Source organism: Bacillus solitudinis (assembly GCF_002797395.1).
GTDB lineage: Bacteria > Bacillota > Bacilli > Bacillales > Bacillaceae_D > Halalkalibacter_A > Halalkalibacter_A solitudinis.
The window spans coordinates 347,976-370,917 of sequence record NZ_KZ454943.1 but is presented as its reverse complement, the minus strand read 5'-3'; the positions used below and the strand labels follow the sequence as shown (position 1 = coordinate 370,917).

Annotated in this window: 27 protein-coding genes; all 27 read left to right on the top strand. The window is 38.3% G+C overall.

Going from position 1 to position 22,942, the window contains the following annotated elements:
- Nucleotide 1 precedes the first annotated feature (1 nt).
- The 27 genes from ftsY (at nt 2) to fliE (ending at nt 22,894) form a co-directional block, all read left to right on the top strand.
- Nucleotides 2-997 (top strand): signal recognition particle-docking protein FtsY, encoded by a 996-nt coding sequence (gene ftsY / locus CEF19_RS01870; RefSeq protein WP_100404508.1) that lies wholly within the window; start codon nt 2-4, stop codon nt 995-997.
- A gap of 214 nt (nt 998-1,211) precedes the next feature.
- A complete protein-coding gene (locus tag CEF19_RS01865) occupies nt 1,212-1,520 on the top strand; it encodes a putative DNA-binding protein (protein ID WP_406565377.1) in 309 nt (102 codons plus the stop codon).
- 11 nt (nt 1,521-1,531) lie between these two features.
- Nucleotides 1,532-2,890 carry a signal recognition particle protein gene (ffh, locus tag CEF19_RS01860; RefSeq protein WP_100404506.1) on the top strand — a complete coding sequence of 453 codons (1,359 nt, stop codon included), beginning with the start codon at nt 1,532-1,534 and terminating at the stop codon, nt 2,888-2,890.
- Between the two features lie 85 nt (nt 2,891-2,975).
- Nucleotides 2,976-3,248, top strand: coding sequence for a 30S ribosomal protein S16 (rpsP, locus tag CEF19_RS01855; RefSeq protein WP_100408167.1), 273 nt, complete (start codon nt 2,976-2,978; stop codon nt 3,246-3,248).
- 22 nt (nt 3,249-3,270) lie between these two features.
- The gene (locus CEF19_RS01850) at nt 3,271-3,501 is read left to right on the top strand and encodes a KH domain-containing protein (protein ID WP_100404505.1); all 231 of its coding nucleotides are present in this window, start codon (nt 3,271-3,273) and stop codon (nt 3,499-3,501) included.
- A 67-nt stretch (nt 3,502-3,568) separates the two neighbouring features.
- A complete protein-coding gene (locus CEF19_RS01845) occupies nt 3,569-3,988 on the top strand; it encodes a YlqD family protein (RefSeq protein WP_100404504.1) in 420 nt (139 codons plus the stop codon).
- Nucleotides 3,972-4,487 (top strand): ribosome maturation factor RimM, encoded by a 516-nt coding sequence (gene rimM / locus CEF19_RS01840; protein WP_100404503.1) that lies wholly within the window; start codon nt 3,972-3,974, stop codon nt 4,485-4,487. The genes CEF19_RS01845 and rimM overlap by 17 nt, the downstream gene beginning before the upstream one ends.
- Nucleotides 4,484-5,215: a tRNA (guanosine(37)-N1)-methyltransferase TrmD gene (trmD, locus tag CEF19_RS01835; protein ID WP_100404502.1), complete on the top strand. Its 732-nt coding sequence runs from the start codon at nt 4,484-4,486 to the stop codon at nt 5,213-5,215. The genes rimM and trmD overlap by 4 nt, the downstream gene beginning before the upstream one ends.
- A gap of 136 nt (nt 5,216-5,351) precedes the next feature.
- Nucleotides 5,352-5,696, top strand: coding sequence for a 50S ribosomal protein L19 (gene rplS / locus CEF19_RS01830; protein WP_100404501.1), 345 nt, complete (start codon nt 5,352-5,354; stop codon nt 5,694-5,696).
- A 144-nt stretch (nt 5,697-5,840) separates the two neighbouring features.
- Complete coding sequence (gene lepB, locus CEF19_RS01825) at nt 5,841-6,392, top strand: signal peptidase I (protein ID WP_100404500.1); 552 nt, start codon at nt 5,841-5,843, stop codon at nt 6,390-6,392.
- Nucleotides 6,393-6,401: 9 nt separating this feature from the next.
- A complete protein-coding gene (ylqF, locus tag CEF19_RS01820; protein ID WP_100404499.1) occupies nt 6,402-7,256 on the top strand; it encodes a ribosome biogenesis GTPase YlqF in 855 nt (284 codons plus the stop codon).
- Between the two features lie 177 nt (nt 7,257-7,433).
- A complete protein-coding gene (locus CEF19_RS01815; RefSeq protein ID WP_100404498.1) occupies nt 7,434-8,210 on the top strand; it encodes a ribonuclease HII in 777 nt (258 codons plus the stop codon).
- A gap of 18 nt (nt 8,211-8,228) precedes the next feature.
- Entirely contained in the window at nt 8,229-9,989 is a 1,761-nt protein-coding gene (locus tag CEF19_RS01810) for a hypothetical protein (RefSeq protein WP_100404497.1), read from the top strand.
- Nucleotides 9,986-10,252, top strand: a complete 267-nt coding sequence (locus tag CEF19_RS01805) for an EscU/YscU/HrcU family type III secretion system export apparatus switch protein (protein ID WP_100404496.1) — start codon at nt 9,986-9,988, stop codon at nt 10,250-10,252. The genes CEF19_RS01810 and CEF19_RS01805 overlap by 4 nt, the downstream gene beginning before the upstream one ends.
- A gap of 127 nt (nt 10,253-10,379) precedes the next feature.
- The gene (locus CEF19_RS01800; protein ID WP_100404495.1) at nt 10,380-10,556 is read left to right on the top strand and encodes a small, acid-soluble spore protein, alpha/beta type; all 177 of its coding nucleotides are present in this window, start codon (nt 10,380-10,382) and stop codon (nt 10,554-10,556) included.
- A gap of 218 nt (nt 10,557-10,774) precedes the next feature.
- Nucleotides 10,775-11,932: an ADP-forming succinate--CoA ligase subunit beta gene (gene sucC / locus CEF19_RS01795; RefSeq protein ID WP_100404494.1), complete on the top strand. Its 1,158-nt coding sequence runs from the start codon at nt 10,775-10,777 to the stop codon at nt 11,930-11,932.
- Between the two features lie 18 nt (nt 11,933-11,950).
- Nucleotides 11,951-12,865, top strand: coding sequence for a succinate--CoA ligase subunit alpha (sucD, locus tag CEF19_RS01790; protein ID WP_100404493.1), 915 nt, complete (start codon nt 11,951-11,953; stop codon nt 12,863-12,865).
- 133 nt (nt 12,866-12,998) lie between these two features.
- Nucleotides 12,999-13,805 carry a DNA-processing protein DprA gene (dprA, locus tag CEF19_RS01785; protein WP_319830060.1) on the top strand — a complete coding sequence of 269 codons (807 nt, stop codon included), beginning with the start codon at nt 12,999-13,001 and terminating at the stop codon, nt 13,803-13,805.
- 168 nt (nt 13,806-13,973) lie between these two features.
- Nucleotides 13,974-16,046, top strand: coding sequence for a type I DNA topoisomerase (topA, locus tag CEF19_RS01780; protein ID WP_100404491.1), 2,073 nt, complete (start codon nt 13,974-13,976; stop codon nt 16,044-16,046).
- Between the two features lie 147 nt (nt 16,047-16,193).
- The gene (gene trmFO / locus CEF19_RS01775) at nt 16,194-17,504 is read left to right on the top strand and encodes an FADH(2)-oxidizing methylenetetrahydrofolate--tRNA-(uracil(54)-C(5))-methyltransferase TrmFO (RefSeq protein ID WP_100404490.1); all 1,311 of its coding nucleotides are present in this window, start codon (nt 16,194-16,196) and stop codon (nt 17,502-17,504) included.
- A 62-nt stretch (nt 17,505-17,566) separates the two neighbouring features.
- Complete coding sequence (gene xerC, locus CEF19_RS01770; protein WP_100404489.1) at nt 17,567-18,472, top strand: tyrosine recombinase XerC; 906 nt, start codon at nt 17,567-17,569, stop codon at nt 18,470-18,472.
- Nucleotides 18,473-18,496: 24 nt separating this feature from the next.
- Nucleotides 18,497-19,042, top strand: a complete 546-nt coding sequence (gene hslV, locus CEF19_RS01765) for an ATP-dependent protease subunit HslV (protein ID WP_100404488.1) — start codon at nt 18,497-18,499, stop codon at nt 19,040-19,042.
- Nucleotides 19,043-19,067: 25 nt separating this feature from the next.
- A complete protein-coding gene (hslU, locus tag CEF19_RS01760) occupies nt 19,068-20,465 on the top strand; it encodes an ATP-dependent protease ATPase subunit HslU (RefSeq protein WP_198510225.1) in 1,398 nt (465 codons plus the stop codon).
- A gap of 22 nt (nt 20,466-20,487) precedes the next feature.
- Nucleotides 20,488-21,270: a GTP-sensing pleiotropic transcriptional regulator CodY gene (gene codY, locus CEF19_RS01755; RefSeq protein ID WP_100404487.1), complete on the top strand. Its 783-nt coding sequence runs from the start codon at nt 20,488-20,490 to the stop codon at nt 21,268-21,270.
- Between the two features lie 442 nt (nt 21,271-21,712).
- Nucleotides 21,713-22,108: a flagellar basal body rod protein FlgB gene (gene flgB, locus CEF19_RS01750; protein ID WP_100408165.1), complete on the top strand. Its 396-nt coding sequence runs from the start codon at nt 21,713-21,715 to the stop codon at nt 22,106-22,108.
- A 3-nt stretch (nt 22,109-22,111) separates the two neighbouring features.
- Entirely contained in the window at nt 22,112-22,570 is a 459-nt protein-coding gene (gene flgC, locus CEF19_RS01745) for a flagellar basal body rod protein FlgC (protein ID WP_198510224.1), read from the top strand.
- Nucleotides 22,571-22,591: 21 nt separating this feature from the next.
- The gene (gene fliE / locus CEF19_RS01740; protein WP_100404486.1) at nt 22,592-22,894 is read left to right on the top strand and encodes a flagellar hook-basal body complex protein FliE; all 303 of its coding nucleotides are present in this window, start codon (nt 22,592-22,594) and stop codon (nt 22,892-22,894) included.
- Nucleotides 22,895-22,942: the final 48 nt, after the last annotated feature.

Here is a 22,942-nt window from a genome sequence, read left to right as displayed (position 1 = left end):
GATGAGTTTTTTTAAAAAGCTAAAGGAAAAAATTACAAACCAAACTACCGATGTCACTGAAAAATTCAAAACAGGATTAGAAAAAACTAGAGACTCCTTTGTCGGACGAATGAATGAGTTGGTCTACAAATATCGCACGGTCGACGAAGACTTTTTCGAAGAATTAGAAGAAATCTTAATAAGCGCCGATGTTGGTGTGACAACCGTGATGGAGTTAATCGATGACTTGAAGGATGAGGTGCGCCTCCGCAATATTAAAGACACAAAAGTAATTCAGCCTGTGATTTCAGAAAAACTTGCTGAGCTTTTACAAAAAAAGGGCGATGATGTTTCATTAAATATTCAAGCTGAGGGCATGACAGTTATCTTATTTGTTGGAGTAAATGGTGTAGGGAAAACGACGACAATTGGAAAGCTTGCTCATAAGTTAAAGCAAGAAGGAAAATCGGTATTGCTCGCTGCTGGAGATACATTCAGGGCTGGGGCGATTGAGCAGCTAGAAGTTTGGGGAGAGCGAGTCGGTGTTGATGTAATCAAGCATCAAGCCGGGTCAGATCCAGCTGCGGTAATGTTTGATGCACTTCAGGCCGCGAAGTCGAGACAAGTCGATGTCTTATTATGTGATACGGCAGGAAGATTGCAGAATAAAGTGAATTTAATGAACGAGTTGGAAAAGGTTAAACGGGTAATTGAAAGAGAAGTGCCTACTGCTCCCCACGAAGTATTACTAGTTCTTGACGCAACCACTGGTCAAAATGCGATGTCTCAGGCCAAGACATTCGGTCAATCTACCGATGTCACAGGAATTGTTTTGACAAAGCTAGATGGAACAGCTAAAGGTGGAATTGTTTTAGCAATTCGTCATGAACTAGATATTCCAGTTAAGTTTGTCGGACTTGGAGAGAAAATGGACGACCTTCAAGAGTTTGATGCTGAGCAATTTGTATATGGATTGTTTAAAGATGTACTTGAAGCAAGCGAAGAAGAAGAAGAGTAAAAGTGGACCGAACTTGGCAGTGGAAAAATGTTTTATAAGAAATTAACAACTTTATCGCTACCATTTCCTCATTGCAAATAGGCGACCTCGTTAACTAAAAAGTGTATGTTAAGAAAAAAACTTGACAGCAGTTTTCTGTTGTTGTAAGATATGAACTTGTAAAGGGAATTCACTTAACAAGGAGTTGGATTTCGTGTTAGATAAGACGTTACGAATGAATTATTTATTCGATTTTTATCAATCCTTGCTAACACCGAAGCAACGTAAATATATGTCGTTGTATTACCTTGATGATTTCTCTTTAGGTGAAATTGCCGAAGAATTTGAAGTTAGTCGCCAAGCTGTTTATGATAATATTAAACGAACAGAAGCGATGCTTGAAGAGTATGAACAAAAGCTACAGCTACTCGATAAATTTGAACTTCGGTTAGGACTTTTATCAAAGCTAAGAGCAGTAGCCGAGAGCAACGCGACTCCTGAAGAGATGAAGGTGCTTATTGATTCTCTTGAGAAATTGGATTAGGAGGCGACATCATGGCATTTGAAGGTTTAGCGGAACGGTTACAAGAAACGTTAACAAAGATTCGTGGTAAAGGAAAAGTAAGTGAGCAAGACGTAAAAGATATGATGCGTGAAGTGCGGCTTGCCCTACTAGAAGCGGATGTTAACTTTAAAGTTGTTAAGGAATTTATTGCAACAGTCAGAGAGAAATCACTCGGACAAGAAGTAATGAAGAGTCTTACACCTGGCCAACAGGTCATTAAGGTTGTTAATGAAGAATTAACAACATTAATGGGAGGCGAACAAAGCAAAATTGCTGTAGCGAATAAGCCCCCTACGATTGTAATGATGGTTGGTTTACAAGGTGCGGGTAAAACGACAACGACAGCAAAACTTGCGAATCATCTTCGTAAAAAGCATAATCGTCAGCCTCTTTTAGTTGCGGCCGATATTTATCGACCTGCGGCAATTAAACAGCTGGAGACGCTAGGAAAACAAATAAACATGCCTGTGTTCTCATTAGGAGATCAAGTCAGTCCTGTTGAAATTGCTAAACAAGCAATTGAAAAAGCAAAGGAAGACCATCATGACTATGTCCTGATTGATACAGCTGGTCGATTGCATGTTGATGAAATATTAATGGATGAGTTAAAGCAAATAAAGGAATTAGCAAATCCAGACGAAATTTTACTTGTTGTTGATGCAATGACGGGTCAAGATGCGGTTAATGTTGCTGAAAGTTTCAATGAACAGCTTGATATAACAGGGGTTGTTTTGACTAAGTTAGACGGTGATACTCGAGGTGGAGCAGCAATTTCGGTCAAAGCTGTTACGAACACACCGATTAAGTTTGCCGGTATGGGGGAAAAGATTGACCAACTTGAACCATTTCATCCAGAACGGATGGCCTCAAGAATTCTTGGCATGGGGGATGTCCTGACCTTAATTGAAAAGGCCCAAACCAATGTTGATGAAGAAAAAGCACGTGAGCTTGAAAAGAAAATGAGAAATAACGAATTCACATTTGATGATTTTCTTGAACAGCTTGACCAAGTGCGAGGTATGGGGCCCTTAGATGAGCTTTTAAACATGATGCCTGGCTTAAACAAAGCAAAAGGTATGAAGAATTTACAAGTTGATGATAAGCAAATTGGTCGTGTTGAAGCGATTGTTCGTTCAATGACAAAGCAAGAGAAGAGCGAGCCTAGTATTATGAATGGTAGCCGTCGTCGAAGAATTGCTAAAGGAAGCGGGACAACGATACAAGATGTGAACCGATTACTCAAGCAATTTGAAGATATGAAGAAGATGATGAAGCAGATGACGGGGATGACTTCTGGCAAAGGTAAGAAAAAAGGCAAAGGCCTTGGAGGCTTTAAGCTTCCATTTTAAGCGGAAATCGTTTTTTCTAGTTGACTCTGGGAAAATTGATGATATTATAAATAATTGTGTAAATATTTTTGGAGGTGTTCAACGAATGGCAGTAAAAATTCGTTTAAAACGTATGGGTTCTAAGAAAGCCCCATTTTATCGTGTAGTAGTAGCAGATTCTCGCGCACCGCGTGACGGTCGTTTCATTGAAGAAATTGGAACGTTCAATCCATTAACTCAACCAGCTAAGGTTGATCTTCAAGAAGAAAAGGCACTTGACTGGATGTTAAAAGGCGCGAAGCCTTCTGACACAGTACGTAATCTTTTCTCAAAAGCAGGTTTAATGGAAAAGTTACACAACGTAAAAAATCAAAAGTAATTCTTCCGCGAAGGAGAATGCGATGAAAGCGTTAGTTGAACATATTGCGAAATCTCTTGTTGACCAGCCCGATAATGTTCGAGTAGAGGAACAGCAAGAAGGACAAACTCTTTGCTTAAAGCTAACCGTCCATCCTGATGATATGGGGAAGGTTATCGGTAAGCAAGGTCGAACAGCTAAGGCAATGCGTTCTGTTATTTATGCAGCAGCAACAACGCAAAATAAAAGAGTGCGACTTGACATCGTTGATTAACAAAAAGGGTGAGGGATTCCTCTCCCTTTTTGTTATCTTTCGATGAAATTACCTTGGAGAGTGAGTCATGAAACTTTTGCGAAAGGTTACGGTAAAACAAATCTTAACCGAAGCTAAAAAGAAAACCCTGTTAAAACAATTTGATTTAGAGGTTATTCAAATCGAACGTGAAATAGAGCAAATGAAGTTTCAACTGCATAAAGCACTAAAGGATGTCACGGAGAAGAGTGAAAAGGTAATGGTCCGGACCCGCTTCCAGCAAGAAATTGAGAATAGAGAAGAACAATTAAAATCACTTGCGTTTAAAATTCAACAATTACATAAACTAGAAATCGGAACTGAAATGAATGAAGGCACGGTTGAATCAATAAGTGAGGTTCAAGTAGGGGATCGTTGGTCTGAAAGTGGCAGAACTGAAATTATTATAAAAGATGGGTTCATTCATGAATTTCGAGAAAGTAGGAATGAAGATGACAGAATGGTATAGAGTTGGAAAAATTGTAAATACGCATGGAGTTAGAGGAGAAATTCGAGTAATTTCTGCAACCGATTTTGCTGAAGAACGTTATGCAAAAGGTACGAAATTAATGGTGAAAGTGAATGATAAGGAAATTCCGGTCATTGTTGCCCATCATCGAACACATAAAAATTTCGATCTTCTTCAATTTGAGGGCTACAATAACATTAATGATGTTGAGGTTTTTAAAGGACATCAATTGTACGTGTCTGCAGACCAATTAAATGAACTAGATGAAGATGAATTTTACTATCATGAGATTATTGGTTGTACAGTAATGACTGAAGAAGGTGAAGATTTAGGTAAGGTGAAAGAAATCATTGAAACTGGAGCTAATGATGTTTGGGTTGTCAAACGTACAGCTGGGGGGAAAGACTTATTAATTCCATATATTGAGCAGGTTGTTCGTGAAGTTGAGATTGACAAGAAATTAATAGTGATTCATGTACTTGAAGGACTATTAGAATGAAAATTGATGTCCTAACGCTATTTCCAGAGATGTTTTCAGGGGTCTTTGGTTCTTCGATTTTAAAGAATGCTAAAGAAAGCGGAGTAGTGTCATATCGAATCATTAATTTCAGAGAATATGCTGATAACAAACATAAGAAAGTCGATGATTATCCTTACGGTGGAGGAGCAGGAATGGTTCTAAGAGCCCAGCCGATATTTGATGCTGTTGATGCGCTAACAAACCAAATGCAGAAGAAACCAAGGGTTATCCTGCTTTGTCCACAAGGGGAACGTTTCACCCAAAAAAAGGCAGAGGAATTAGCCGAAGAAGAACATATCATCCTACTATGTGGCCATTATGAAGGGTATGATGAACGAATTCGGGAGCACTTAGCGACCGATGAAATATCAATTGGAGATTATGTATTAACAGGCGGTGAACTTGGTGCAATGGTCATTGCTGATAGTGTGACACGTCTTTTACCTGGCGTACTTGGTAATGCAGAGTCTGCCATTACCGATTCATTTTCAACTGGATTACTCGAGCACCCTCATTATACGCGGCCTTCTGATTTTCGTGGCATGAAAGTGCCAGACATTCTTTTGTCTGGCCATCATAAAAATATTGATGCATGGAGAGAGCAGGAATCATTTAAACGTACTTGGGAGCGAAGACCAGACTTACTTGAGGATCGAAAGTTAACGACTGAAGAGGAAAAGCGGTTAAAGAATTTAAACAAAAGGTGACGTGAAAAACTGCAATAGAAACCTTGTAATCTGTCTACGCTTATGCTAGTATAGAGTTTGTGGCTTATGCCAGTTATTACGATGTTCCGCTGCGGGATTACTGATAAGAACATCTGTATGGAAGGAGTGGAATTATATGAACAACATTATCCGAGAAATTACTAGTGAGCAATTACGGAGTGATCTTCCTGCGTTTCGTCCTGGTGACACGTTAGTGATCCATGTTAAAGTTGTCGAGGGAACTCGTGAGCGTATCCAGTTATTCGAAGGCGTTGTTATTAAACGTCGTGGTACTGGAATTAGTGAAACATTCACTGCACGTAAAGTGTCTTACGGTGTAGGAGTTGAACGTACATTCCCATTACATTCACCTAAAATCGCTAAGATTGAAGTGAAACGTCGCGGTAAAGTACGTCGTGCTAAACTTTACTATCTACGTAGCTTACGTGGAAAAGCGGCTCGTATTAAAGAAATTCGATAAGTTACAAAAAAAGAAGCTTAGACAACTAAGCTTCTTTTTTCGTCAAAGACTAAATTTATTGGTATTGGAGTACATAACTACCTCACAAGAGAAAACGTATGGTAAAATAAGTAGAAATGAATGGACATGATGGAGGCTATCTAGATGACAAAAGGGAAATCTGATTCTTGGGAATGGGTAAAAGCTGTTGCAATTGCACTTATTCTAGCTTTTGTAATCCGTTATTTTTTATTCGCACCGATTGTTGTGGATGGACAATCAATGATGCCCACACTTGAGCATAGTGACAGAATGATTGTAGACAAAATAAGTTATGCCTTTAGTGAACCAGAACGTTTTGATATTATTGTATTCCATGCTCCAGATGGGAAAGACTATATTAAGCGAGTCATTGGTGTCCCCGGCGATAGGGTGGAGTATAGAGGAGATGTGCTATACGTAAACGACCAAGCTGTTGAAGAACCATATTTGGAGAATTTAAAATTAGTTTATGAAGGAGAAACTTTAACGGGTGATTTTCAATTAATCGATATTACGAGTGATACCGTGGTCCCTGAGGATCAGTTATTTGTTTTAGGGGACAACCGACGTCACAGTAAAGACAGTCGGGATATTGGAACAGTACACATTGATAAAGTGGTTGGGAAAGCAAATATTGTATTCTGGCCTTTCTCTGATATACGCATAGCAAAGTAGGTGGTACGAATGTCAAAGACCATACAATGGTTTCCAGGGCATATGGCAAAAGCAAGAAGAGAAGTGACGGAAAAGCTAAAGTTAATTGATGTTGTTATTGAATTACTTGACGCGAGAATACCTTTAGCATCACGAAATCCCATGATTGATGAAATTGTAGCCCACAAACCTCGACTTATCTTACTAAATAAATCTGATTTAGCTGATCCAAAGATAACAGCCAAATGGAAAAGTTGGTTTGAAAAGCAAGGTCATATGGTTCTTTCTATCAATTCACAAACTGGAAAAGGAACCGAACAAATTGCCTCAGCTTGTAACGAGCTTGCAAAGGTATTGTTTGAAAAGTGGAATACCAAAGGGATGAAGCCCAGGGCAATTAGAGCGATGATTTTAGGTATACCAAATGTCGGAAAATCAACGCTTATTAACAGACTAGCATCTAAGAAAATTGCAAAAGTTGGAGACCGTCCCGGGATAACCAAACAACAACAGTGGATTAAAGTTGGAACAGAGTTAGAATTGCTGGATACACCTGGTATATTGTGGCCCAAGTTTGAAGACCAACTAATAGGTTTTCGATTGGCTGCAACGGGAGCGATTAAAGATGAATTGCTTGATTTCCAAGATATTGCTCTTTATGTATTAAATTATTTAAAGGAAATGTATCCAGATAGAGTAAAGAATCGCTATAAGCTTGATGAAGTTCCTGATGACGGGCTGGCACTTTTTGACATGATTGGTATGAAACGAGGATGCTTGTTACCTCGTGGGTATGTTGATTACGATAAGGCTGCTGAAATTATTTTACGCGAACTACGATCCGGTACCCTAGGTCAAATTTCGTTAGAAAAACCTATTGACTAAAAGAGTGCGTTAAAGCGTCTGTCAAAAAAGGACCATCACTTTTGAACTGACACTAAAAAGAAGCTGTTAGAAGAACATTTTTTTTGTTTTTTCTAGCGGCTTTTTTATGGTCATATTCAGTAATGATTAAAATATTGTTAGCTTTAGTCGATATATATAGAAAGAAAAGGTGTGAAAATGAGACATTTAGCAATAAAAGAAATCGAGAAACGATTATATGAAAATATTAATGTAGAAGCAGGCCTTTTAGAAGAATTGCAATTAGATAATCGAAAAGGTGTTCAACGTTTACTAGAGAAATATAAAAGAGAACTAAATCGAAAAAAAGAACTAGAAACCATGCATGAAGAAATGTGGACGTATGAAAAACAAATTTGGGCAAAAGGTTATACAACCATTGCAGGCTTAGACGAAGTAGGCCGAGGTCCCTTAGCTGGGCCAGTCGTTGCTGCAGCGGTCGTTTTACCGCGCACATTTAAGTTACTAGGGTTAACAGACTCTAAAAAGCTATCCAAAGAAAAAAGAGAGCTATTTTTTCAATACATTAAAAAACATGCATTAGCCTATTCTATTCAAATGGTAGATGCAGCGACAATTGACCAGGTTAATATTTATCAGGCAACGAAAATAGCGATGACAAGGGCGGTGGAAGCGCTTGATCTTAAGACAGATTTTTTACTTTTAGATGCTATTAATTTGCCACTAGCTATTAAACAACAATCTTTAATTAAAGGCGATCAAAAGAGTATCACTATTGCAGCTAGTTCGGTTCTAGCTAAGGTGACACGCGACCGCTATATGGAAGAGCTTGCTATTAAATATCCTGAATATGGTTTTTCAAACCATGTAGGCTATGGTACAAAAGAACATTTAGAAGCGATTAAGAGGAATGGTATAACATCAGAGCATCGACGTTCATTTCGACCTGTAAGTGAAGCGGTTATCCATACATAATAGGGAAGGAGAGTCATGATGCTGAATCCACATATTGAAGGGCCTATTTCGCGTAAAGCAGAATGGTCGTCAGTAAAGTCTGTCTCTTTTTCAACTGGAGATGTGTTTTTAGGCCGAATAACCAAGCTTTTTTCACATAACTTAGCAACATTATCGGTAAATGGGGTAGCATTATCAGCCAGGCTTGAAGCGGCATTAACAACAGGTCAAAGCTATTGGTTTGAGGTGGAGGAAGGTAGTGGAGTGCCAAGATTACGCGTGATTGATGATAATCGACTCCGTCAACGTGAAGGACTTTCTGCTCAACCGTCAGCACAAGAATTGATAAAACAATTAAACCTACCAAATTCAAAAGCGGTCGAAGCTCTTTTAAAGCAGTTTTCAGATCAACAACTACCATTTACGAAAGAATCGATTTTGTCTGGTGCACAGTTGTTATCTCAGCTAAATCGTTATGATAAAGATACGATGCAACTTCTGCAATCGATGATTCATAGACAGCTACCACTTACCAAAGATACATTTCAAGCCTTTCAAGCGGCTATGCAGCAAGCACCTTTGAGTGAACAAATGAACCAACTCTTGCGTGAAGTAAAAGAGTCTAATCACCCCTTTGCACAACAGATAGGAAATGTTGTAAATCGTTTTTTTACAGAAAGCCAAGTACCACCAACTCGCTCTCCGGTAACTGAATTACTGATGATGTATTCGAGTAATCGTTATACTGATGAAGCTAGACAAGGTGCTCAAGCTTTTTTAGAGAAACTAGGAATTGTTTCAGGGAAAAGTCACGATCATGTCTACGAACAGTTTCGTGAAGCTATTTTTCGACCTGAAAATCGTGCAATTGTCCAACAATTATGGCCAAATATATCTGTTGGCCAAGGTCTACCAATTTCTTCTCTTGATCCTAAGACGTTATTTGAATTAATGGTTTCAAGGTTGGAAATTCCAGCGGGGAAGGAAGGAGTACCTCAACTTCAACAATTGTTACAGTTGTTTCGTCCTGGCCTTCAAGCGACTCAAGTACTAAACCAATGGATTAGCCTACCAAATGAGCAACTCCATCCAAGTGAGAGACTAGCGATGCAACAAGTGCTAGAAACAACGATTTCTCAGACGAAAACAAATGGTCAAGAACGGTCACCAATTGCGAATCATCTACAAAATGTTTTAGGTCTACTAGGATATAATCATGAAAACGAAGCAACAAGGCTTTTGCAAGGGGATTTAATAAGAGAGACAGTACAATCAGAACGCTTAAAAGCAACACTATTAATGATGCAACAACAAGACTCACCCACTTCAATTAAAGAAAAAGTTGACCAATTGATTCATCGTATTACTGGACAACAGCTTCTAGCGCAAGAACAGTCTGGTCCATTACAACATATTGCCTTGCAAATGCCACTTTCATTAGGTTTATTCAAAACAGACATGTCGATGCAGTGGGAAGGCAAGAAGACTAAGGATGGTCAGCTTGATGCAAACCATTGCCGTATTTTATTCTATCTAACGCTCGAAACACTAGACGAGGTCATTGTCGATGTTCAAATCCAAAATCGTTTAATGGCGGTGACGATTTTTAATGAACAAGATCGCCCAGATGGATTAGTGCAACACTTACTCCCTTCACTTAAAGAAGCATTATCTAGTCACAACTATCAGCTCTCTTCCTTTACGTGGAAAGAGATGAAAGAAGTGAATGTTCCTCAAACGAAAGCAAAAGACGCTTATCAACAACAGGTCGGTTATCAGGGAGTGGATGTTCGGATATGAATCCAGATAAGAAGAAACAAGCAATAGCTCTTCGTTACGACCCAAAGAATCAAGACTCACCTAAAGTTACGGCAAAAGGTAGAGGACTTGTTGCCGAAGAAATAGTCCAACGTGCGAAAGAACATCAAATTCCAATTCAGGAAGACCCTACGCTGGTAACTTTATTAAGTCAATTGGAAATAAATCAGACCATCCCCCCTGAGCTATATGAGGTCGTAGCAGAAGTGTTTGCTTTTATCTATCGAATTGATCGAAATCTTTAATTATTGAGGTACTGTTAGTAATTTTGGACATACTAACGGTGCCGATTTTATATTGAAGGTAGTATTCAAACTTTCATGTATAGTTAGGCATGCTTTTAAAGCCATATTTAATTGGAGGGATAAAATCATGCAAAGTAATAAATTAGTGGTTCCTGAATCAGAGGCATTTCTTCAGCAGTTTAAAGAGGAGTTTGCCCATGAATTTGGAGTCTTTCATTCAGTACAAGAAATTGATGCGCAAGCAAAGGATATGACTAAATCTGTTTTAACAAAGAGTGAGAAAAGCAAAAAATGTGATGATTAACGACAAAGCGAAGGCAAAACGCCTATAGAATTGAGATTTAATTATTTATGAATTCGAAGCACAATCATTCATATAAATAAATAATTAAATAAATTGTCACAGGGAGGGCATTTACTCTCCCAAAATGTTAAAAAGAGTGTTAAAATGAAGAAGGATTTGGCCATTCATCCAATAAAAAGAATGGAATGTAGGTAAATTGATAGGAGGCTGGAGAGAGAATGAATATCCATGAGTATCAAGGGAAAGAACTTCTACGTAAGTATGGAGTTGCAGTACCAAACGGAAAAGTAGCGTTCTCAGTTGATGAAGCTGTTGAAGCTGCAAAAGAATTAGGCACAGATATTTGTGTGGTTAAAGCACAAATCCACGCAGGAGGCCGCGGAAAAGCCGGCGGTGTTAAAGTTGCCAAAAACCTGGATGAAGTTCGTACATACGCTAATGAGATTCTAGGAAAAACACTAGTCACTCATCAAACTGGGCCAGAGGGAAAAGAAGTAAAGCGCTTACTAATTGAAGAGGGCTGCGACATTAAAAATGAATACTACATTGGCCTAGTTTTAGACCGTGCAACTTCACGTGTTGTTATGATGGCATCTGAAGAAGGCGGAACGGAAATTGAGGAAGTGGCAGAAGCGACTCCGGAGAAGATTTTCAAAGAAGTCATTGATCCAGCAGTGGGCTTACAAGGATTCCAAGCACGTCGTCTGGCGTTTAACATTAATATTCCAAAAGAGCTTGTTGGACAAGCTGTTAAATTTATGATGAGCTTATACAAAGCTTTTGCAGAAAAAGACTGTTCAATTGCCGAAATTAACCCTCTTGTTACAACGGGTGATGGTAAGGTAATGGCTCTTGATGCGAAGCTTAATTTTGATTCAAATGCTCTTTATCGTCAAAAAGATATCTTAGAGTACCGTGACTTAGAAGAAGAGGACGCGAAAGAGATTGAAGCATCTAAATATGACTTAAGCTACATCTCTCTTGATGGAAACATTGGTTGTATGGTAAATGGAGCAGGACTTGCTATGGCAACAATGGATATTATCAAGCATTATAGTGGTGACCCTGCAAACTTCCTAGACGTTGGTGGCGGTGCTACAGCAGAAAAGGTAACAGAAGCATTCAAAATTATTCTTTCAGATGAGAATGTTAAAGGAATATTTGTAAACATCTTTGGTGGGATTATGAAGTGTGACATCATTGCAAATGGTGTTGTTGAAGCAACGAAGCAAGTTGGTCTTGAGATTCCACTTGTTGTTCGTTTAGAAGGAACAAATGTTGAATTAGGAAAGCAAATCCTTAAAGATTCAGGTTTGAATATTACAGCTGCTGATTCAATGGCTGATGGCGCACAAAAAATAGTTTCATTAGTGTAGAAAGGCGGGACGTGGAGAATGAGTATCCTTATTAACAAAGATACAAAGGTAATCGTACAAGGAATTACTGGAGCAACTGGTTTGTTCCACACAAAACAAGCAGTTGAATACGGTACAAATGTAGTTGGTGGTGTAACACCTGGTAAAGGTGGAACAGAAGTTGAAGGTATTCCGGTATTTGATACAGTGGAGCAAGCCGTAAATGCAACCGGAGCAAATGCATCGGTTATTTATGTACCACCTGCATTTGCAGCTGATGCAATTATGGAAGCAACAGACGCTGGATTAGATCTTGCGATATGTATTACTGAAGGAATTCCAGTTATGGACATGGTTAAAGTGAAGAGATACATGGAAGGCAAGAAGACTCGATTAATCGGGCCAAACTGCCCAGGTGTTATCACACCTGACGAATGTAAAATTGGCATTATGCCTGGTTATATCCACAAGAAAGGTCATGTGGGTGTAGTTTCTCGTTCGGGCACATTAACATACGAGGCTGTTCATCAACTCTCAACAAATGGCATTGGACAATCTTCTGCTGTTGGTATTGGTGGAGACCCTGTAAATGGTACAGACTTTATTGATGTATTAAACCTTTTCAATGAGGATCCAGATACGTACGCGGTTATTATGATCGGTGAAATCGGTGGTACGGCTGAAGAAGAAGCAGCTGAATGGGTAAAAGCCAACATGACGAAGCCAGTTGTTGGATTTATCGGTGGTCAAACAGCACCTCCAGGTAAACGTATGGGCCATGCTGGTGCGATTATCTCAGGAGGTAAAGGTACAGCTGCAGAAAAAATCAAAACGATGGAAAACTGCGGTATTAAAGTAGCAGAAACTCCTTCTGTTATGGGTGAAACGCTTATTTCTGCTCTTAAAGAAAAAGGACTACTTGAAAAATGTGTCACACACGAAGTAGCTAAATAAAATAAGGCAAAGAAAGCTCGTCATTTGATGGGCTTTCTTTGGTTTTTCATAAAGTGAAAGGATGTGGCTAGACGTGTCAATTCGTGAAAGGTTGATACATATCCATTGTTGTCGAGGGGTGACATGGTCCGTTTTGAAACGAATCTACGATGACGATACAACCCTTGAAAAAGTTTTCGGATACACGATGTTTGATTTAAAAAAACGCTTTCTCTTGAAAGAAAAGCAAGTAGAAGTCTTTTTTTATGACCTTCATCATTATTCGACAAATAACATCATTGCTGCTCTTGAATGTCGTAAAATTGCCACAACTACAATTTTCGACGAAAACTACCCCGCCTTACTACGGCAAATTTATGACCCTCCCTGGGTGTTATATGGCATCGGAAATTTCTCCTTGATTCATACTAAACAAATTGGTGTCGTAGGAACCCGTTACCCAACCAAACTTGGTGAAAAAAGCATAGAAAAAATTCTTCCATCTTTAATTGACAATCAATGGACTATTGTTAGTGGTTTAGCAAAAGGCATTGATAGTCTTGCACATGAACAAACCATTGCCCATAATGGCTATACTGTAGCTGTTTTAGGCTCTGGATTACAGTATCCTTACCCTCCTTCCAATCTAGAACTGTTTCAAGAAATTTGTAAAAATCATCTAGTTATCTCTGAATATCCTCCCAATGTCCCCCCAGCAAAATGGCAATTTCCAGCAAGAAATCGCATTATTAGCGGATTATCAAAAGCCATTCTAGTCGTAGAAGCCCAAGAGCGGAGTGGTTCGCTTATTACGGCAGACCAAGCATTAGAACAAGGTAGAGACGTATATGCTGTGCCTGGACCCATTTTCTCTCCCAAATCAGACGGAACGAATTTTTTAATCCAACAAGGAGCAAAACTAATACGATCAGCTGAGGATATTCTGATTGAAAATCTATAAAAAAAATGAAATTTTGTTTGGTTTCTTCATTATATTATATGTCGGATTTTATCCAATTCTCTTTAATTAGTGGAATCTTTTTCTAACTTGTGTTTGACAAAAGATGAAAGTCTGTTTAATAATGAGGAAAGTTTAAGTTTTACTATCTTCGAGAGAGGGAGTTGCTATATGGCCGATTATTTAGTAATCGTTGAATCTCCCGCCAAAGCAAAGACCATTGGAAAGTACTTAGGAAAGAAATATATAGTGAAAGCTTCAATGGGACATGTAAGGGACTTACCAAAAAGTCAAATGGGAGTAAACGTCGAACAACAATTTGAACCAAAGTATATTACAATCCGCGGGAAGGGCCCCGTGTTAAAAGAATTAAAAACTGCCGCAAAAAAAGTTAAACGCATTTATCTCGCGGCTGACCCCGATAGGGAAGGGGAGGCAATTGCTTGGCATTTGGCACATAGTTTAGATATTGACGAAACTTCAGAATGTCGAGTTGTGTTTAATGAAATTACTCAACAAGCAATAAAAGATGCCTTTAAAGTGCCGCGAAAAATTAACATGGATCTAGTTGATGCGCAACAGGCTCGTCGTATTCTAGACAGGCTCGTAGGTTATAATATTAGTCCATTATTATGGAAAAAGGTAAAAAAAGGACTAAGTGCAGGGCGAGTCCAATCGGTCGCGGTAAAAATGATTATTGACCGAGAAAAAGAAATTAAAGCTTTCGTTCCTGAGGAATACTGGAGTATAGAGGCACAATTTACACTTGGTAATGAACCTTTTGAAGCGAAATTTTATGGGATTGACGGAGAAAAACAAGATTTACGTTCAGAGCAAGAGGTCAACGACGTCCTTTCAAAAATAAAAGGAGATAAATTTGACGTTACATCTGTAAAAAAACGCGAACGTAAAAGGAACCCTGTGACTCCATTTACAACTTCATCTTTGCAGCAGGAAGCAGCACGTAAATTAAATTTCCGAGCGAAGAAAACGATGATGGTTGCACAGCAACTTTATGAAGGAATTGAACTAGGAAAAGAAGGAACGGTTGGGTTAATTACATATATGCGTACTGACTCAACAAGAATTTCTGAAACTGCACAGGTTGAAACAAAGGAATATATCGAGAAAAACTACGGTACTGAATATTGTAGACAAGGGGAACGAACGGTTAAGAAAGATAAAAAATCACAAGATGCACATGAAGCCATTCGACCTACTTCAGTATATAATGACCCGAAAATGTTAAAAAGTTTCTTGTCACGTGACCAATTACGTTTATATAAACTTATTTGGGAACGACTTGTTGCAAGTGAAATGGCTCCAGCGATAATGGATACAATGTCAGTCGACCTAATGAATCAAGGTGTTATGTTTAGAGCAACAGGCTCTAAAGTGAAGTTTCTCGGATTCATGAAAGTCTATATTGAAGGAAATGATGATGGCAAAAAGGAAGAGGATCGTCTCTTACCAGATTTAGAAGAAAATCAAGTTGTCGAAAAGGCTGATATTGAACCGAATCAACATTTTACGCAGCCGCCACCTCGTTATACAGAAGCTCGCTTAGTGAAAACTTTGGAGGAGTTAGGGATTGGTCGTCCTTCTACTTTTGCCCCAACCTTAGATACAATACAGCGACGAGGTTATGTCGCATTGGAAGACAAACGATTTGTTCCAACTGAACTAGGAGAAATCGTTCTTGAATTAATTGTTGAATTTTTTCCGGAGATTCTAGATGTTGAGTTTACTGCAAAAATGGAAAATGATCTTGATTCAATTGAAGAAGGTGAGCATAATTGGATCGAGATTATTGATGGGTTTTATACAGGGTTTGAGAAACGACTAATGGTTGCAGAAGAGGAAATGAAAGAAGTAGAAATTAAAGACGAACCCGCAGGTGAAGATTGCGAAAAATGTGGCAACGATATGGTCTATAAAATGGGTCGGTATGGAAAATTTATGGCATGTTCAAATTTTCCAGATTGTCGCAATACAAAAGCAATAGTAAAAGATATTGGTGTGAAATGTCCTTCCTGTCATGAAGGAAATATTGTTGAGCGTAAAAGTAAGAAGCGTCGAACCTTTTTTGGTTGTGACCGCTACCCGGATTGTGAATTCGTTTCATGGGATAAGCCAATTGCAAGGCCATGTCCGAAATGCGAAAGTCTTCTAGCTGAGAAGAAAACGAAAAAGGGCGTTCAAGTACAGTGTACGTCATGTGACTACAAAGAAGAAAACAATTGACTATAGCGTATTTGTTGAATTGCACCGAAAAAAGTATTATGATGTAAAAGGTTTATTATCTGAATACGACATGACTATTGCCTTCACCTAGATTAGGTGAAGGCGTTTCTACGCCGTCAACCGAGATTAAAATGGAGGTTAATATAAATGAATCAACAACAATATGTAAATGTGATTGGTGCGGGATTAGCTGGCAGTGAGGCAGCTTGGCAATTAGCTAAAGAAGGAATCCACGTACATTTATATGAAATGCGTCCCGTGAAGCAAACACCGGCTCACCATACTGACAAGTTTGCGGAACTTGTTTGCAGTAATTCACTTCGTGCTAATGGACTAACAAACGCTGTTGGTGTATTAAAGGAAGAAATGCGTCAATTAGATTCAGTGATTATTGGTTCTGCAGATAAGGCGTCTGTTCCAGCAGGAGGTGCGTTAGCTGTCGATCGGCATGAATTCGCAGAGAATGTGACCAATCAAGTGAGAAACCACCCCAATGTGACTGTGATGACTGAGGAAGTGACCGATATTCCTGAAGGTCCAACGATTATTGCCACAGGACCTTTAACGTCAGAGAGTTTATCCAAGAAATTACTAGAGTTAACAGGTGAAGACTACTTATACTTTTACGATGCAGCTGCACCGATTCTTGAAACTGAATCAATAGATATGGACAAGGTTTATTTAAAATCTCGCTACGATAAAGGCGAAGCAGCCTATTTAAATTGTCCGATGACTGAAGAAGAGTTTGATCGTTTTTATGAAGCTCTCATCGCTGCAGAAACAGTGCCTTTAAAAGAATTCGAAAAGGAGATTTTCTTTGAGGGTTGTATGCCTATTGAGGTTATGGCAAAGCGTGGAAAGAAAACGATGTTATTTGGACCATTGAAACCAGTTGGACTAGAACACCCAGAAACAGGGAAACGTCCTTATGCAGTCGTTCAACTTCGTCAGGATAACACAGCTGGAACGCTTTATAATATAGTAGGTTTTCAAACTCACCTTAAATGGGGACCTCAAAAGGAAGTGCTAAAGCTAATCCCTGGGTTGGAAAATGTAGAAATTGTTCGTTACGGTGTGATGCACCGAAATACGTTTGTTAATTCACCAAATCTTCTGCTTCCTACGTACCAATTCAAAAATAGAAAAGACCTTTTCTTCGCGGGACAAATAACAGGAGTTGAAGGCTACGTTGAATCTGCAGCGGCTGGGCTTATTGCCGGATTAAATGCTGCTAGGTTTGTTCAGGGCAAGGAAGTATTAACTTTTCCGGAAGAGACAATACTTGGTAGTATGGCTAATTATATTACAACAGCTAACTCTAAAAATTTTCAACCAATGAATGCCAATTTCGGGTTAGTTCCTCCGTTACCGGAACGAGTTCGAAATAAACAAGAAAGATATGCACAGTTAGCTGCACGAGCATTGGACACAATTCAGAATTTTGTGAAAAAATTGTAAACAATCTTGCCAGAGTCTATAGAATCATGTTAAGATTTAGAAGCTCTGTGAGGTGGAAATAGATGTTAACTGAACAAAAGTGGGTTGATTTATTTAAACGATACCTTCAAGTGGAAAAAAACAGCTCTACCCATACAATTGAGAATTATATGCGTGACCTCAACCATTTTCAGTTCTATTTAAATGAAAAATTAGGCATTAATTCGGTTCGGTCAGTTACGTACAAAACAGTTAGACAATATCTACAGTTTCTCTACGTACAGCGATATGCGAGAAAAACGGTATCTCGGAAAATTTCTGCGATAAGGAGTTATTTTCGATTCCTAATGAGAGAACAATTTTTAGTTGAAAATGTCTTTAACCTAGCACATCTCCCTAAATCAGAGGGGAAGCTACCAAATTTTCTTTACGAGGACGAGATATCGATACTGTTTGAATCAATGACAGGGACAAAGCCACTTGATTTACGAGATAAGGCAATAATTGAAATGCTTTACGCAGCTGGACTTCGTGTCAGTGAGTGTAGTCAATTAAAAATAAAAGATATTGATTTCTCAATTGGAACTGTTTTTGTTATCGGAAAAGGACGAAAAGAACGTTATGTTCCAATTGGTTCATTTGCAACGGATGCATTGTCAAATTATTTAGAAAATGGCAGATTGAAACTTTTACAAAAGGGTATAGAAGATAAGCATGATCTCTTTTTAAACTATAAGGGTGGTGCCTTGTCTGAGAGAAGTATTCGAACCATTTTGTCTAAGCGAGTAGAACAAGCTGCTCTTTTACAGCATGTTCGCCCCCATGATATAAGACATTCATTTGCTACACATCTCCTAAACAATGGAGCTGATTTACGTGTGGTGCAAGAGTTACTAGGACATAGTCATTTATCAACGACCCAAATATATACTCATGTAACAAAAGACCGTTTGAGAGATGTTTATATGAACCATCACCCGCGTGCATGAGTGCTGAATTAAAGGAGGAAAGATATGAGCTCATCGTTTCATGCAACAACGATATTTGCTGTTCATCATAATGGGAAATGTGCAATGGCTGGCGATGGACAGGTGACATTTGGTAATGCAGTCGTCATGAAGCACACAGCAAAAAAAGTTCGTAAAATTTATCATGGTAAAGTCTTAGCAGGGTTTGCCGGATCTGTAGCAGATGCATTCACTTTGTTTGAAAAATTTGAAGGACGGCTAGAAGAGTATAATGGAAATTTACAAAGAGCTGCTGTTGAGCTTGCAAAGGAATGGCGAAGTGATAAAGTTCTTCGCAGACTTGAGGCGATGCTTATTGTGATGAACAAGGATGATATTCTTCTCGTTTCTGGTACTGGTGAAGTTATCGAACCAGATGATGGAATTCTAGCAATAGGATCAGGTGGAAATTATGCACTCTCCGCAGGTCGAGCATTAAAAAAGTATGCACCAGATTTAGCAGCGATTGATATTGCGAGAGCAGCTTTGGAAACAGCAGGTGAAATTTGCGTTTATACGAATTTAAATCTAGTAGTAGAAGAATTGTTATAAAAACTTCTAGAATGGAGTGTGATTCATGTTGAAAAATGAGCTAACACCTAGACAAATCGTAGAAAAGCTTAACCAATACATCGTAGGGCAAGAAGGGGCGAAAAAGTCCGTTGCTATCGCTCTACGTAATAGATACCGTAGAGGACTACTTGACGAGAAGTTAAGAGATGAAGTGACTCCAAAGAATATTCTTATGATTGGACCGACAGGGGTAGGTAAAACAGAAATCGCCCGCCGTTTAGCTAAACTTGTTGGTGCACCTTTTATAAAGGTTGAGGCAACGAAATTTACGGAAGTCGGTTATGTTGGACGCGATGTAGAATCGATGGTTCGTGATTTAGTTGAAACAAGTATTAGACTTGTGAAAGAAGATAAAATGATTGGTGTAAAAGAACAAGCTGAAAAACATGCCAATCAACGAATCGTTGACTTACTTGTTCCAACAACTAAAAAACAAACTAACTATAAAAATCCGTTTGATATGCTTTTTGGTAATCAAGACTCATCGGAAGTTGAAGAAGAACCATCAACCGAAGAACAAGGAACTGCACAACGTAAAAGGCAAATGTCTCATAAGTTAGCGCTTGGAGAATTAGAAGACCATTTTGTGACAATTGAAGTCGAGGAACAATCCCATAGCTTTATGGATATGTTTCAAGGCGCAGGTATGGAGCAAATGGGCATGAATATGCAAGAAATGCTTGGCAATATGATGCCAAAAAAACGTAAAAAACGTCGACTCTCCGTTACTGATGCTCGTAAGATTCTTATAGAGGAAGAAGCACAGAAATTAATCGATATGGATGAAGTTACACAAGAGGCTGTGTCGAGAGCCGAGCAATTAGGCATAATCTTTATTGATGAAATTGATAAAGTAGCCGGAAAAGGCCAGCAATCCGCAGATGTATCCCGTGAAGGCGTTCAACGAGATATCTTGCCAATTGTTGAAGGTTCAACTGTCGTTACGAAGTATGGACCTGTTAAAACAGATCATGTGTTATTTATTGGGGCTGGAGCATTTCATATCGCAAAGCCATCTGATTTAATTCCTGAATTACAAGGACGTTTCCCAATTCGTGTGGAACTTGCAAATTTATCAGTAGACGATTTTGTGAGAATCTTAGTTGAACCAGATAATGCGTTAATTAAGCAATATATAGCTCTTTTAAACACAGAAGGTATAAAAGTTTCTTTTTCGGACGAAGCTGTTCATAAGATTGCGACAATTGCTACTGAAGTAAACCAAGACACTGAAAACATCGGAGCGAGAAGATTACATACACTTCTTGAACGTTTATTAGAAGATTTATCTTTTGAAGCACCAGACATTACATTAGAAGAAATCGTGATTACTGCAGAATATGTGGAAGAAAAATTGGCATCAATTGCAAAAAATCGTGATTTAAGTCAATATATTTTATAGAATTTCAGGAGGAGACAAGGAAATGGATTTACTTTCGAGGTCAAGAAAAATTAATGACATGCTACAAAAATCAGGGGTGCAGCATGTCAATTTTAGAGATATGGCTGAAACACTGCGTGATGTTATTAGCTCTAATGCTTTTGTAGTAAGTAGAAGGGGGAAATTGTTAGGCTTTGCTATAAAGCAAGAAATTGAAAACGATCGTATGAAAAAAATGCTTGAAGACCGACAATTCCCAGAAGAATATACAGAAGGATTATTTAAAATTGGGGAAACTTCTGCAAACTTAACTGTAGATAGTGAGTTCACAGCATTCCCTGTTGAAAACAAGGAATTGTTTCCTAATGGCTTAACAACCATCGTACCAATTCTTGGGGGCGGACAACGCTTAGGCACTCTTGTTTTAGCAAGATTAAATGATCGATTTAATGATGATGATTTAATTTTAGCTGAATATGGGGCAACAGTTGTTGGAATGGAAATTTTACATGAAAAAACACAAGAGATTGAAGAAGAAGCAAGAAGTAAAGCGGTAGTTCAAATGGCAATAAGCTCTTTGTCATACAGTGAACTTGAAGCTGTTGAACATATTTTTCAAGAGCTTGATGGGAAAGAAGGACTCCTTGTTGCGAGTAAAATCGCTGACCGTGTGGGAATTACTCGTTCCGTTATTGTAAACGCTCTGAGAAAACTGGAGAGCGCTGGGGTTATCGAATCCCGTTCTTTAGGGATGAAAGGAACGTATATTAAAGTTTTGAATGATAAATTTTTGTTAGAGTTGGACAAATTAAAGGCAAGCAAATAAGACCGGCATATTAATAGTTGCGGATATGTAAAACCAAGGCAGACAAATTGGATGTTCGAAGGGTTCATTACACCCTCGGACATCCTTTTTTTGTTAAAATGAAGTTGTCAATTTTTTTGCTTACATATCATTTGAATCTTTGAGACAATATTCGACGGTAACCTTTTATTTTTTTTGCGAGAAATTTGTAGAATTGTGACGTAAAAAATTAAGAATTGTAATATAATGAAGGTATTAAATGGAAACACATGACAAAAGTCTAGTTTTTTTAATAGTGCTTTCTAATCTAAAATTGATTTTAACAAATCCCTGTTAGACTTTTCTCGTAGAATTGATTAAAATTCTCGTAGAATATAATTTGAGAATAATGTAGGATTTTAGAGTTTTTAATAGAATTATAAGAGATTTTTACTTATTTAGTAGAATGAAAGGTGTGGGAATGTTGAATTTGTTTTCAAGCAGTTCGTTTCGGGTATTGGAAAAGGGGCTAGATGGCTCACAATTGAGACAAAAAGCCATATCTCAAAATATTGCGAATGTCGATACGCCAAATTATAAAGCAAAAGCTGTTAGCTTTAAAGAAACTTTAGATGATGTTATGAACCAAAAATCACTAAAAGCTTACAGAACAAATCAACAGCATCTTGAATTTAATACGATGAATAAGGAACCGAAAATTCAAATATCTCAAAATACAATGTACAATCATAACTTAAATAATGTGGATATCGATCAGGAAATGGCGAGTTTAGCCAAAAACCAAATTTATTATAATGCTCTTATTGAACGAATAAATGGACGCTTCTCTAGTATGAAAAATGTCATAGGAGGCAGATAATAGATGACGATTTTTAACGGGTTTAATACAAGTTCTTCTGCTTTAACTGCTCAAAGACTTAGAATGGATGTTATCTCAGCTAATATGGCCAATGCAGAGACAACAAGAGCAAAATTTGTTAATGGAGAATGGCAGCCCTATCAAAGAAAGATGGTTATGATGCAACCGAATGAAAAACAACCTTTTTCAAGCTTTCTACGGCAATCAATGGGTAGTAACAATCCATCGACAGGTGAAGGAGTAAAGGTCTCTGGGATTATTGGTGACCAAACGCCATTTAAGCTCGTTTATAACCCAGAGCATCCTGACGCCAATGAGCAAGGATACGTTCAACTACCAAATGTTGACCCTTTAAGAGAAATGGTTGATTTAATGAGTGCTACTCGTTCATATGAGGCCAATGTAACAACATTAAATGCATCAAAAAATATGTTATTGAAAGCATTAGAAATCGGTAGGTAAGTTAATTAGGGGGAATAAGTAATGGAAATAAGGGGAATACAATCACCTTTTATGATAAACAGAAATGAAGTACCGAGTTCTAATGTCACACCTGCTGAGGCACAAAATTCGTTTAAAGCTTCGCTTAGTCAAGCGATTAAAGATGTGAATGCCTTACAACAAGAATCCGCTGCGAAGACAGAATTGCTAGCTAAGGGAGAAATTGATAATTTACACGATGTCATGATTACAGGTCAAAAAGCAAGCATAACTCTGCAAGCTACGGTTGAGGTGCGAAATAAAGTGATAGAAGCATATCAAGAAGTTATGCGAATGCAAGTATAAGAGATTGAAAAAATATTTAGTATTTTGTAGTTGTGGGACGTAGGAGGA